At 27.5% G+C, this 15053-nt stretch carries 8 protein-coding genes; 7 read left to right on the top strand and 1 reads right to left on the bottom strand.

Going from position 1 to position 15053, the window contains the following annotated elements; all coding sequences use genetic code 11:
* The first annotated feature begins 760 nt into the window (after positions 1 to 760).
* From KPL55_RS24015 to brxL, 7 genes are read left to right on the top strand one after another with little or no spacing between them, the layout of a single operon-like run.
* Positions 761 to 952: a DNA-binding protein gene (locus KPL55_RS24015; protein WP_216309293.1), complete on the top strand. Its 192-nt coding sequence runs from the start codon at positions 761 to 763 to the stop codon at positions 950 to 952.
* A gap of 12 nt (positions 953 to 964) precedes the next feature.
* Complete coding sequence (locus KPL55_RS24020; RefSeq protein ID WP_216309294.1) at positions 965 to 4240, top strand: Eco57I restriction-modification methylase domain-containing protein; 3276 nt, start codon at positions 965 to 967, stop codon at positions 4238 to 4240.
* 1 nt (position 4241) lies between these two features.
* Complete coding sequence (locus tag KPL55_RS24025) at positions 4242 to 5045, top strand: DUF4007 family protein (RefSeq protein WP_216309295.1); 804 nt, start codon at positions 4242 to 4244, stop codon at positions 5043 to 5045.
* Positions 5046 to 5057: 12 nt separating this feature from the next.
* Positions 5058 to 5516 (top strand): AAA family ATPase, encoded by a 459-nt coding sequence (locus KPL55_RS24030; protein WP_216309296.1) that lies wholly within the window; start codon positions 5058 to 5060, stop codon positions 5514 to 5516.
* Between the two features lie 5 nt (positions 5517 to 5521).
* On the top strand, positions 5522 to 9610 hold the full coding sequence (locus KPL55_RS24035; protein ID WP_216309297.1) for a hypothetical protein: 4089 nt from the start codon (positions 5522 to 5524) through the stop codon (positions 9608 to 9610).
* 3 nt (positions 9611 to 9613) lie between these two features.
* Positions 9614 to 11974 carry a PglZ domain-containing protein gene (locus KPL55_RS24040; RefSeq protein WP_216309298.1) on the top strand — a complete coding sequence of 787 codons (2361 nt, stop codon included), beginning with the start codon at positions 9614 to 9616 and terminating at the stop codon, positions 11972 to 11974.
* 21 nt (positions 11975 to 11995) lie between these two features.
* Positions 11996 to 13411: a BREX system Lon protease-like protein BrxL gene (gene brxL, locus KPL55_RS24045; RefSeq protein ID WP_216309299.1), complete on the top strand. Its 1416-nt coding sequence runs from the start codon at positions 11996 to 11998 to the stop codon at positions 13409 to 13411.
* A 126-nt stretch (positions 13412 to 13537) separates the two neighbouring features.
* Here the strand turns inward: brxL and KPL55_RS24050 are convergent, their stop codons facing one another.
* A complete protein-coding gene (locus KPL55_RS24050) occupies positions 13538 to 14971 on the bottom strand; it encodes a TnsD family Tn7-like transposition protein (protein WP_216309300.1) in 1434 nt (477 codons plus the stop codon).
* Positions 14972 to 15053: the final 82 nt, after the last annotated feature.

Here is a 15053-nt window from a genome sequence, read left to right on the forward strand (position 1 = left end):
ATGATGTTTTCTTATTGATAAAGTGAATTTATAGTGGTAATCTGACGTAAATCAGTTACTAGTAATAGAAATAAAACGCCTTTTCAATTAGGTATAATTTGACGTTTAACAGCAATATGAAGAGTTGGATGAGATTGGGTATTACCATGTCTGTCTAAAAAGTATTAAATCATTAATTGTAAGTACATTAAGTAATAGTTCAAACTTAAGGATAATTAGTAAATATCATTGGCTTAAGTCATATTATAATGAAACAGTTGAAAATCTAAAGCTTGATAAGAAATATTTGATTTGATGGTACTAAATAAATGGTAACGTTATCAAATAAAAGTGTAATTCTTATGTTATAGATCTAAGGAGTCTAAAACATTATTATTATAATTAATGGCTTTTTCCACTTATTTTTATATAAATTTATTGAACTTTTTATAAAAGAGGCGATTTAGGTGAAAGAAGTTATAAAAAAGAGTAAGTTTATTGAAATAGTAAATTATTAATTAATAGCACCTAACAATGGGTGCTATTTTTATTTGCATAAAAATAAAGAATTAACATTAGTGCAATCCCCATAAATTGTACAGTAATAAATTTATATTTATTTACAAATAAATATAAATAAACTATAAAATTAATATATAATATATAAAAATGAAAATAATGGTTAATATAGTACAATTGTAAATATTTATTGTATTTGTTCGTTAAAAGGAATAAACTAATAATTGGTAAAGAATGAAAATATTTGTTGAAGAGGTGTCCGATGAATGGATATATAACGGTTCAAGAAGCAGCAGAAAAGTGGGGGATAACAACACGAAGGGTACAGGTTTTATGTGTTGAAAAGAGAATTTTAGGTGCTACAAAGTATGCATCTATTTGGATAATTCCTGAAAAATCTGAAAAACCTAAAGATAAAAGATTAGATAAAAAGAAAAATTATAATAACTATTAAGGGGGTGGAGTAATGAGTTATTTTGATAATCATTTTTTGTTTTCAGAAACTTATATAAAAGAGTATATAAATGAACAAAATAAGAAAAAAAATGAAAATGTTGATGATATAGAAAATGTATTTAAACAGATAAAGCAATGGAATATTGAATATGTTTCTGGAGATTATTCAGATGATTGCTGGTCGGATTACATCGATGCTGTGTTGGATGTATTGGGTTTTCAGAAAACATCAAAGAATTCATATAGAATGTTATATGCAGATTCAATAAAAGAAGGAGAAAAACCTGTTGCAATATGTAAGTTAATAGATAAAAATGAGGAGGTTGCTACAACTACAAAGGGTAGATACTATGCAGTTAACGTAATCCGGGAAGCAAAGGCAAATGGAGTTAACTGGGCAATGCTAACCAATGGTTATAAATGGAGAATTTATAACATAAATAATGTTAGTCCATATGAAAATTATTTGGAAATAGATATAGAAGAAAGCATAAAAAATAATGATAGGTTTGATGAGGCATTTAAACTATTTTGTTTGTTTTTCAATGTACATACATATTATACAGAAAATGAACAACTCGTTATTGAGAATATAAAGGATTTGTCAGATAAAAAGGCTGAAATTATTGAGGAAACACTTAGGGGAAAAGCTGAAGAAATACTAAAAGAGCTATGTTACGGACTTAAAGAAGACATACTTAAAGATACTTATACTGAAAAAGAGAAGAAAGAAATTTATAATGATGCAATAATATTATTATATAGATTGCTTTTCTTTGGATATGCTGAATCAAGAGGGTTATTACCACTTAGGGAAAATGATCCTGAGTATATTGATAGTTATAAAAAATTATGTGATGATGCAGTAGAAATCTATAATTCAGGAGAAGTATACAAAATAAAAGATGATTACAGTTTTTGGGATAGATTAGATAATCAATTAAGATTATATGTTGACAAAAGCTATAATGGTGGGCTTTTTAATAATGAGGATAAACCTATCTTAAGGGAACACAGGATTGCAAATGGACGTTTAACTAAGTGCCTTTCAGAACTATCTTATAATTTTGATAAGAGTGGGAAATATTCTGAAGTTATTGAATATAAAGATCTTTCTGTTAGAAATTTAGGTTCCATATATGAGGGGTTACTTGAATATCGTCTTTTTATTGCTGAGGATAGAATGGTTCAGAGGAAAAATAAAGGGAAGGTAAAGTATTTAAAGGAATCCGAAGTGAAATTACAAAATTCTGATTTGAAAAATATCATTGAAAAAGGTGGCATATACCTTTCTCAAGATGCTCTTGAAAGAAAAGAAACTGGAGCTTATTATACACCAGAGGATGTCGTCGAATATATTGTTGAAAATACTGTAGGAAAAAGACTTAAGGAATTAAAAAAAGAATTATTCGAAAATAAAAAGGTTTTATTAGAAAAATTATCATATGAACCGGTGGACAGCAACAGAAGAGCATTGCAAAGGCAAATAGGAGAGAGCACACTGAATTTCATTAATGAAAAAATTTTATCTTTATCAATTATGGATAGTGCTATGGGGAGTGGTCATTTTCTTGTAAATGCAGCATATAGAGTTGCAAATGAGATTGTAGATATAATAGCTGAAAATAACTGGGAAAGTGATGAAGAATATAATAATGCGGATATTAAGCATTGGAAGAGAAAAGTGGTTGAGAATTGCATTTATGGGATAGATATTAACGGATTATCTGTTTCGCTAGCTAAGTTATCATTATGGTTAATATCTGCATCTAATGACAGAGCTCTATCATTTTTGGATCATCATTTAAAAAAAGGAAATAGCATTATAGGAACTGATAGAAGTCATGTTGAAATAAAAGATATTAAGTATCCGCTATTGGGAGTATCTTATGAACAGTATATGAAACCTATACTTAAAAAATATAGGGAATTGAATGAAGTAGGTAGTGCTACCAAAGCAAATGTCATAAGACAAAATGGAATATATGATGAAATAAAAAGTTATTTAAGAATTGCAAAGAAAAAATATGATTATTATCTTGCTAATCAATATTTAGGTGAAACTATTAATGAAGATGCATATGGAAATTTACTAAGGAGTAACAATATTCAGGATTTTAAAAAAGAAGGCATGGATAAATTATGGAACTTAGCAAAGGATAAAAAGTTTTTCCATTGGGAATTAGAATTTCCAGAAGTTTTTCAAAGGGGCGGTTTCGATATAGCAATTGGGAACCCACCATATGTAGAAGTTAGAAAAGAAGAATATAAAAATAACAAATTATATACAATTGATGCAAAAAATCTATATGCATATATGCTGGAGACATCAGTTAATAAGATTAATTCTAAAGGTAAGTATGGATTTATTTTACCTTTATCCAGTATTTCAACAGATAGATTATGTACATTACATGAGTTTCTAAATAATAATTCACAAGAAATATTTATATCAAGTTATGCAACTAGACCTGGGAAAGTATTTAGGAATGCAGAGCTAAGAGCCAGTATTATAATTGGTACAAAAAAATCAGATCCTTTAAAATTGGTAAGAGTGTTTACTACTAAATATAATCTTTGGTACACCAAAGATAGAAAACACCTTTTCAATAACATTAGGTATACTGAAATGTTAACGAAGATTAATAAATTTACAGGATATCCTAAAATATCTGAAGAAACTGGATATTTGATACTGAAGAAAATGAAAAAAGTTGGCAATTATCTAGATTCTTATATAAGTTTAAAAAAAACTTCCAATAAAATATATTATCATCGTGGTCTTCGATATTGGTCTAAAGTATTAAATTTCGCTCCTCAAATAATTTACGGGAATGGGGAAAAGAAAAAATCTGATACGTATATTGAAATAAATCTATTGAAATCTGTTCCAATCAATATAATTATTGCAATATTAAATTCCAATTTATTTTATTGGTACTGGATTATTTGGTCTGATTGTAGAATGTTAAATAAGAGAGAAATATTGTATTTCCCGTTTGATATTAACAAGCTAAATGAGAATCAAACTCAAAAGCTTGAGAAGGCAGGAAAGAATTTAATGACTGATTACATTAATAAGGGTAATAGATTAACGTTTAAACATTCAACTAAGGGGCAAATGGAATGTTCAGAATTCCATCCTAAAGAGAGCCGTGAATTAATAGTTGAAATTGATAAAGTACTTGGTGAATATTTTGGATTTTCATGTGAAGAATTTAATTATATTGTTAATTACGATATTGTTTTTAGAATGGGTAAAGAAGCTACAGAAGAGGGTGAATAAGATGAAATATAAAATCCAAGCATTAAATGGTTTTAATATGTACTTTGATCAAATTATAAGTGTTTTTAGGACCAAATATGAAACTGAAGATAATATTAATTTAGACCAGCTAGCTATTAAAACTGGTCTAAATCGTAGGAAGGCTAGAATGTTGCTAAATTTTTTAGCTGACATAGGGTTAAGTCAAAAGAGGACTTTAAAGAAAACTAGTTTAGGGAATATTCTTTTTAAGTATGATGATTATTTTCAAAATGAAGGAACCCTGTGGCTACTACATTATCTTCAGTCATACAATGAGTATTTGATAATTTGGAATAGAATAATTAACCACTTATATGATGTTGATGAAGTTAATAGAATAGAATTATTTACACTTTTTAAAGATTTAAAAGAAAATATTTCAGAGCATACATATAAAAGACATATTGGAGATGAAATAAGAGTTGTATTAGATTCATATATTAATCAGAATTTCTCTAAGTTGAATCTATTGGAATTTGATGAGGACAAGTATTTTGTGCATAGAAATTCAGATGTTCCGGAACTTATTTTATTATGTTCAATAATTTTGTACAGAAATGCTTTTTATCAAGGGGCAACTGCTTTGAATATTAAAGATTTATGTGACTCAAATAATTCACCGGGTAAAATATTCATAATTGATGAACATATCTTTAGAAAAAAATTAGAAAATCTTAAAAATACAGGAATTATAGGTATCGAGTCAAGAGGAGATTTAGATCAAATTAGAATAAGTGATGATTTAAAATATGAAGGTGTACTTGAAAAATATTATCAAGGATAGGTGATGAAATGTATGAGAATTGAAGAATTTATTGAGGAACAGTTAAAAGAAAGATATAAACATTTTATAATATATGGGTCACCTATGCAAGGAAAAACAAAGTTTGCAAAAGCAATATTAAATATTTTTACTGGAATGTATATTGATTTACTTAATGTGTTTGAATCAGATAGTAATAAAAAAAACAATATTGATATTTTTGGACCATCAAAACTTATTTTATTGATCAAAGAGTATTATGAAGTTGATATAAAAATTTTAGTTATAGATCAAATGGATTTTCTAATAAATACATGGAGTGAAAATGAGTTTAGAGAGTTTTTAGTTTTTGTTGACCAGAATCAATCTAATCAATGCTGTATATTTATAATGCATAATTATCGCATACTTGAACGTGAAAAATTAATTAAAGATAATGATAAGGGGAATAAAAGATTACTAAGCATATTTGAAATTCATCATGGGGGGTAGTATTAATGGCTAAAATTAAGGAACTAATAAAAATACAAAATAGTTATTCTGCTCAAGTTGATTTAAAAAAAGAATTTAATGACAGAATTTTGAGGGAAGAAAGAATGTCTCATTATAAGCCAATTAAAGCACATAGAAACGCTTTTGAAACCATTGCACAAGGGGCTTACGTGAAAAACTCTAAACGAAGTTTTATATTGTCTGGTTCTTATGGTAAAGGTAAATCACATTTATTATTGATGGTTGCAAATTATTTTGAAAGTCAGTCAGACACAAAAGAGATGACAAAGTTTTTTAAAAATTATTCTGAATCGGAAGAAAACGATGATGAAAAGAAAGTTGAAATATTAAAAAAAGTTAGAAAAGAACAAAGATATCTTGTTTGCATATGTAATTATGGCATAAACAGTTTTGAAACATATGTTTTAAAAGCTATAAAGGAAGCATTTGTTCGTGAAGGAATATCTGAACAAGAAATTGATAGTAATTATCTTCAAGCAATTAATAAAATTAATGAGTGGAAATCAAGTAATGATAGTTTTTTCTATGATAGATTTGTAAATATTTTAGGAAATACAAAGGATACTTGGACGGTAAATAAGCTTATACAAGAGCTATCTGAGTATAATAAAGAGGCGATAGATATTTTTAAGGAAGTACATAAAAAAACTACCACATCAGAATTTGAATATGATAAAGATAATTATGTTGAAATAATTGAACAACTTTCAAAAACAAAGTTAATTAGAGAAAAATATGCTGGAATTCTTATTTTATTCGATGAATTTGATTATCAATTAAAAGGAAAAAGATTTGATCTTGATGAGTTTCAAAAATTTTCACAGATGTGTGCTGCTTCATTCATGAACAATTTTCCAGTTATTTTTGTTGCATCAACCCATAGGTCTTTTGCATCGTATAAATCTACTTATAATACAGAAGATTTTTTAACAGTAAATGATAGAATTAAAGAAATACCTTTAGAAACACAGGGAATTGAAGAAATTATCGCTGCTGTTGTTAATCCACAAAAAAAATCATTGCTTTGGGAGAATGAGATAAAAACTAAAGTTTCAACATTTAATCAATTATCAAATGAATGCACAGCTTTGCAAATATTTAATTGGCTAACAGCTCCTAAGATTAGAACAAAAATCATTGAAAATATATATCCCATGCACCCAATGGCTACATACTCATTAATTAAATTAGCCAGCGATGTGGGTTCAAATAATCGTTCTGTCATTACCTTTTTTACTGATGAAAAAAATGATAAAGGTTCATATGATTGGTTTACAATGAATACAGAAATTACCAATAATTTGGGGGAACTTCAATTTTATACATGCGATCTACTTTTTGATTATTTTAGGGATAAAATTAGTTCAGATAACCAGGAATTAAGACAAACAGTAAAAGAATATGTTAGAAATTTTGAAACATCGCTAAGGGAATTAAGTAAAAGCAGATCAACGATTGCAAGTCCAGAATTACATGATATTATTTTTGATAAAATAATAAAAACAATGGTCATTTACCAAATAATTGGTATTGATATTAATGATAAGACACTTAAATTTGGTTTAGATATGAATACACAAACTAAGGAGAGAGAAATTGAATATTGCTTAAAACTAGCATGTTCAAAAAAAATCATTTACCTTAATGATACAAATCATTGTTATGAATTCAGAAGGAATGATGCAGTTGATATTAATGGACTTATAAGAGATTATAAGCAAGTAGAAGGAAATTTACCTGGAAATATTATAGATGAAATTGAATTAATTATTAAACAAAGTGAAATTAAAAAAGTTAGTAAATTTTTTAAAAATGAATATTATTTAGAACCAGTAAAATATAATTTCATAAATAAAGAAGATAAGCATCTTTTACGTGAATTTTGCGAGGTTAAAGACATTGAAAATCAAAGTTATTATAAAAAGCTAATATTAAACATGGAAAATGAAAAAGAATACAAAAAAAGTTATGAAGGTATAGCTTTATACGTATTTTGTCAAACTGTGGATGATGTAAAAAGAGCAAAAACATTGGTGAAGAATAACCCCTCAGAGAGAATCATAGTTGGAGTTACATTGGAAGAAAACAACATATTGGATGATGTGTTTTCTTTAAAAGCTGCATTTGATATTGATAGAAAAGAATTTTCAGGGCAGGATATCGGAATGTTAAAGGAACAAATATCATATTATGATGCAAATTTGACTAATAAGTTACAAAAATATATTACAGGTAAAAATATTATTTATTATGGTCAGAATGGTTTGGAACTATCTTATGGAGCTAATGATGATGTGGCTACTTTGAAAATGCTTGAAAATATATATGAATCAAAACGTAATAAAATAAACCACGAAGATATTAATAAAATTCATGTTTTTAAAGAGGGAGCAAATGCAGCATTAAGAGAGGCTGTCGAAATTTTATTGGATTTTAGCAAGCAATTTATTGAATATAGAAAAGATTATGCTGCAGATCATGGTGATATTAAATATATACAAAATGTATTGTTACAGCATGGTGTCATTAAGCAAATACAAACAATTGGCAAGAAAGTTTTATGCGAAATAGAGTATGATACATGTAAGTATGAAAAGATATTTCCAGCTCTTTCTTCAATGATAAATGAACTTAAGAATATTGAAGGTGAGGTAAGGCCACAAGGTTTTATAGAAGACTATATGAAAACATATGGTATAGGATATAATGCTGCACTGTTATTCTTTGCTGTTGCTAAAAGATATTTTAAAGATAGCCTAAGCATTTTGCCCGAAGCACATGAAATTGGTACCTTGAAAATTACATCTTATGATTCAGTATTAGATTTATTATATTATAAAAAATATAAGACAGCGGTTATGGAATACAAACAAATTGAGGATCATGATGCGTTTTTTATTAAAGAACTATATAAAATAGTTACAGAAGAGAATTACGAAGTAGATTCAAATGTAACTATAGACCAGGTATATGATATACTAATAAGTTGGTATAAGGGATTAGATCCTGTATGCAAGAATAAAGATGTATATATAAATTCTGATTTGGATAGGTTTATTGATGTGTTTAACAAAATTGACAGGATGAATATAAGAGATTTTATACTTGAAGATATAAAAACAATATATGGGTATGACAGACAGGAATTGATATTGAATGATAAGGTTCCAGAAATAATATTAAAACTAAAGAAGGATAAAGAAAAAATCGAACAGGGGTATTATATTATTCGTGATAAGTTATTTATTGAAATTAAAAAGATTTTCACTGCTAATGATGTTACATATACTGAGATAAATAATGCAATTAGTGTATGGATGGAGGGATTGACGGAATCCCAAAAAAGCTTTATGAATGAACTTCAAAATCAAGATAGTAAACCACTGGTTATGCATTTTGGAAAGTATAGTGATTGTGAAGAATTGTTCATGGAGATACTCCCATTTAGTTACAATCTTGGCTCGGTTAAAAATTGGTCAACTAACAAGATAAATTCTTATATTCAGAAAATAAAATCAGGAAAAACTCATGTGGAACAAGGATTGTATTCTGTTGCTGTACCAGAATATAAATTAAGTGGTAAAAATATATATGAAACTTCTTCAAATGAGCTAAGTAAACAAGTAAGATATAATGGCAAGATACAAATTAAAATCACACCTGATTTTCAAAATAATAAAATGTATATTACATCAAATGGGATTGATCCCCAAAACATAAATTCACAAAGAGAAGAAAGCACTAAAGTTTTTTACTATGAAACAACAAAGGATAAAATCATTAGCTTTTGTGGAGTAGATGATAAAGGTAATTGTAGTAAAGTTATAAAAATTAATTTAGTAAATAAGGACAACATATATGAAACTAAATATATACCAAAGACGGAGTATACTATAGGTATAAATGTACTTGAAAAAACAGAACCAGAGATTCAAGTTACATTACCCAAAGATGAAGAAAGTCTTACTAAATGCTTACAAAGCCTTATAAATAAAGTAAAGGTAACTTATAATTTGAAGGATGAACAGTTTGTTAAAGCTTTAAAAACTTTATTAAATGAATTTAAGGAGTAATCTATGGAAAACATTATTATATATTCTGATTTACAGAAGACTTACACGGAATCTTGTAATATTATTGTAAGTAAAGTCGAGGATTATGTTGATGCATATGTTAATATATTAACTGCAATTTATGAAAATCGTTCTATGATTATTGTTGTTCAGAATAAGCAGTGTATAAATTATTTTCAAAGGATGAAGGAAAAATATAAGGATAATATTACTATAAAGATAAATTCGCCTAAAGACCGATTTGAACAATTAGCTCATATAAAAGTGCCAGAATATATTAGTGAAGAAGAAATTGTTAATGATGAATTATATAATAAAGTAAATGAAATATCATTTAAAAAGGGGTTAAGCTTCGAAGAGAATGTTTTGAGTTATTATCTTGGTGAGTATTTTGGAAACAACAAGTTTCCATTTCAGCAAATAGTTGATTTTTTAAGAAAACTTGATTTAAGTATTATAAACTCTAAGGATAAAAGTATTATACTTAAAAAGATTTTTAATAATAGGATTAGAGAATGGGAAGAAAGTTGTACAGAGTGTTATGAAAAAAACATTTTTGCTTCATTTGTAGAAAATTATAAACTTTTATTTACAAAACTAGTTAAATATTTAATTCTTAAAAACTACCCTAAGAATATTATGAAAGATATTGTGGGTGATATAACTAAAGATTTTGACAAGCTTCATTTAAAGAGTGAGCCTTTTATTATAAATGCTATTGATACTGCTGATATTCAGAGAAATGTTAAAATTTATTTAAATCATAGGAAATTAACAGAAATGGCATATAAAGATATAGTTTCTGAAATTGAACAATTATCAGGTCTATTTAAAGTAGAGCTTCAATTTACTTATAGCTTACTAAAGATGAATAAAGATGTGATTGATTTAGCTATATTAAATAAGGTTAGAGCAAAATTTAAAATTGGTTTAGATTTAGATATGATGTTTAATGAAAAACTCAGTAATATTATTCCTCCTAGAAAAATTATTAATCCTGAAAATATAGATAACACTAATGATTGGATCTCATGGGCAATTGAATCATACTTGCCATATAGATTTTGGTTAGAATCTAATGATTGTTCTAATTTGGAAGCTGATAAATACGCTTCCATGTATGGAGATTGGATTTATAACAATTATGATAGTTTAATTTCAAGCGAGAATAGAATGATCCATAAGACAATTGCTAATATAAGTTCTTTAATTAGAAAAGATGAGGTTTCATTTATAATAGTGATAGATAATTTCAACTATAAATTTGTGCCCTTATGTAAATCATATTTAATTGAAAAAGGTTTTAATAATACTATAGATAAACCACTTATATCAATGATACCTACAGAAACATCAGTATCAAAGACAGCATTTTTCAGTGGAGAGCCCTTCAATACAGAATTGAAGAGCTATGAAAAAAGATGTACTGAATGGGAAAGCTTTTTAGGTGGGAAGGTTCAATATTTATCAGATGTTGGTAAATTAGATGCAATTGAAGAAAAAAAAGCTAAACTTTATATTTTAAATTATTTATCTATAGATAAAATTCTTCATGAAAGTCAAAATAATTCAGCATTGCCTATAAGCTATAGAATTAAAGCAGAACTAAAAGCAATGATTGATAAAATTATTAGCTTTGTAAAAAGAATTGGTGTAGAAAATGTAATCAAGATCTATTTTACTTCTGATCATGGAAGTACAAAAATTTTAAAAGATCAAACAAATTTGATTGATTCAAAATATTATAAATATAAGTCTGAGGAATCTGCGTATAGATTTATTGGTCTTACTGATAAAAAATTTGATATTTACAAGAATAGTATAGGTAATTTATGCTATGTATTAGATAGAAATAAGTATGGAATAAAAGAAAATTTTCTCATTGCTAAAGGCTACAATCGTTTCATGGAAACAGATTCAAGTTTCTTTGTACATGGTGGTATAACTCCAGAAGAAAATATTATACCGCTATTGAAATTTGAAAGAACAAATGTTACATTCATAAAACCAGAAGTAATACTTAGACATAATGAGTTTAGATATTCCACTACATGCAATATTAATTTAACCATAAAAAATTATAATGAATATTCTATAGATAATATTAAAATATCTATTTTGAATACAAATATAAGAACACAACAGGGATTGAGTTTAATACCTAAAATTTACAAACAATCCCAGATGGATATTAATATTGAAAAAATCAGAATTTTAAGATCTCAATTAAGTTTGGATAATGACAGATTAGTTATTAAAGTGAAATTTGATTTTATTGGTAAAAATAACGATGAAAATTATGAGTTCTCAATAGAGATGAAATCTACTCAAGAAAATAAAATTAATTTAGATGACCTATTCTAAGGAAATGGAGGTAAAATTAAAATGCTTGAATTTGAACAACTTGCATATGACTATTATGGTGATGTTGTAATAAATAAGAATTTGATACATAAAGCAGGGTTTGCATCACGTGCTATTCCTACTTATGTTGGAGAATGGATTCTATATAACTTCCTTGAGGATGGTGAACTAACAGAAGAGTCAAGAGATAAAATATCAGGTTTTGTAAATAGGTACTTTCCACAGAAGGGACAAAAGGAAGAAATAAAAAACAGGTTACTTAATATGGCGAGTGTAAAGTTACTTGATGATTATAGTGTAGTCGTAAATCTGAAATCGGGTAAAAGAGTATTGAAAATACCGTTTCTTGATATGAATGATGCTTATATTAGTGATGAGATTGTTGATAAGAACACATTGCTACTTACTAGTGGTGTTTGGGGAGTAGCAGATTTATTCTATATACCTCCTTCAGCACCAAATGAAAGGGGTCAAGTGTGGATGAGAGAATTTAAGCCCTTTCAAGTAGGAAATATTGATTTAGATTATTTCAAAGAATGTAGGGCAAATTTTTCTACGGAAGAATGGATTGATTTAACTATATCAAGTATGGGTTTTAACCCAACAATATATAATGAAGAACAAAAAAATGTTTTAATTACACGAATACTTCCTATGGTGGAGCCAAGAGTAAATCTAATTGAACTTGCTCCCAAAGGGACAGGAAAATCATTTGTATATGAAAATGTATCAAGATACGCAAGAGTTATTGGTGGTGGTAAAGTGTCACCGGCTGTTATGTTCCATCATAATGGCAATAATACACCAGGACTTGTTACAAGATATGACTTAGTTGTACTTGATGAAGTACAAAGTATTCAAGGAGATTCCACTGGAGAACTTGTCGCAGGTCTTAAAGTATATCTTGAATCTGGAAGATTTAGTAGAGGAAATACTGAAGCTAGTGCCGAATCAGGATTTGTTATGCTTGGTAATATAACTCTTGATGAAAATCATAAACCAGTTCATTCTGAAGAAGGTATTTTTACTGAGATACCAAATTTTCTTCAAGAAACTGCATTTATTGATAGATTACATGGGATAATACCGGGATGGCTTATGCCAAGAATATCCCAAGATACTCCATCAAATAAGCTTGGTTTTAAAGGCGATTTTTTTTCAGAAATATTGCACAATCTTAGGGGTGAAACTCAATGTGCGGATTATGTGAATTTGAATATGAAGCTCAAAAACTGTAATGATTTAAGGGATAGAAAAGCAATAGTTCGGTTAGCAACAGCGTATTTGAAAATAATATTTCCAGACTTAATAGTAAAAAATGAAGAATTCATAAAGTATTGTGTTAAACCTGCTGTGGCACTTAGACAAAGTGTGAGGGATGAACTCTATAAAATGGATAGAGAATATGCAAAGGTGAACATTGAGGTTATAGAATAGGCCAACAGAAGCATCCTATGGTTCTTTCAGTAAGTGAAAGAAGAAGTGGCTATGATATTTTGAAAATACTCCTCGCTGTAATAATTTGGTAATTGTATTAAATAAAGAATTGGATTATCCAATTCTTTATTTATCGTTATCATTATTTTCTATAATAATTACATTGCCATGATTATGTTCTTTTAACATTTTTTCTATATAATTAAGAACCTCTTGATTTGCTCGTCCAGTCGTTATACCTGAATTACGTAAAACTTTAGCAATAGTTATTTTAATACTATTATCAGCCATTTCCTTCATAACATAATTTACTCTACGCTTTTGATAAACAGGGATGGTTTCACATACTTTATCTAAGATATGAGAACATCTAGGAAGTTTATTTCTATTTTGGCGCAAATTATAGTATCCAATATATTTTTGTAAAATGGCAATAGTTAATCGTTCATAAGGAGTTTTTTCAACTTTGATTTTACTTATTGCTTTTAATAAATTTATTGTTATTAATTCATCTTTAATTAACCAATAATTTTCAAGTCTTTCTTCTTTTGTGATGGATTTATTTTCTTTAACAAATCTTATAGTATTAGTTATCCATTTATTATCATTTTCTGATAAGTATTTATAAGCGTTTGGGTTAAATCTATACATATCTAATCTAGTAGCTGCAGGGTTCTCTTTTAGAAAAATTATAAATTCATTCTTATACTGCTCTAGTAATAAATTATCAGGATTATTAGTTAAACCTATTGTAGAGGGTTTAACTAAAGTAGGATTTTTGTAAAAATTAGCCCATGTTCTAAGAGTTTCAATATTGCATCCCAATAGCTTAGACATCTTTCTAAGACTAAAACTTTTATCTACACATTCTTTTAATTTATCATGCCATAAATGACCATAATCCTTAACGTAGGTCTTGTTATATATATCGTTATCATTCTTATCTGGTCCACGTCGAGAATATTTAAATCCACAGTGGTCACATTTAAAAGTAGCTAGTGGATAGCCATGTGAGTTGTTTATTTGCATAGTATCGTTTATTACAAGTTTATTGTAATTAGGGCATACTATATTTAAACAAGGATAAGGGCCCTCTTTGAATAGACTATATTCTTTATTATACTTATAAAATTCTTTAAAACTACCAAATAAATATCGTATAACTAAAATAAACTTTAGTGGATCGCCTACGGGCTTCTTTCTAGTTGTAGTATACCTAAGCCAACTATCATTCACATCTACATCGAAATTATATCCAATATAATCTAAAAATTCTTCTGTATAAAATTCTTTAAAGTCTTGACTAAATTCACGCTGTAATGTTGAGCCACCAACAGTTACATATCCTTTTTCAGCAATTCTATTAAACATCTTATCTTTTGTTATTTCTATATTCCAGTTGTGTAAATTTGAAGTAAATATAGTATTTATATCTTCAGAGATATCTAAAAATCTTTCTTTAAATTCTTCTGGGATAGCGATCTCTTTTGTATTACTTAAAACTGTATAAAAATCATCATACCTTCTTGGTATGTGAATGATACTATATAAGTGTACCACTTGAAGCTATTTCGATATCGAATTAGTTTACCATCTAACATTAAATTCCTGTAAAATGGTAGTAACTATCTTACAGGGGGGA

Source organism: Clostridium lacusfryxellense (assembly GCF_018861735.1).
In the GTDB taxonomy this organism is placed as follows: domain Bacteria; phylum Bacillota; class Clostridia; order Clostridiales; family Clostridiaceae; genus Clostridium_AD; species Clostridium_AD lacusfryxellense.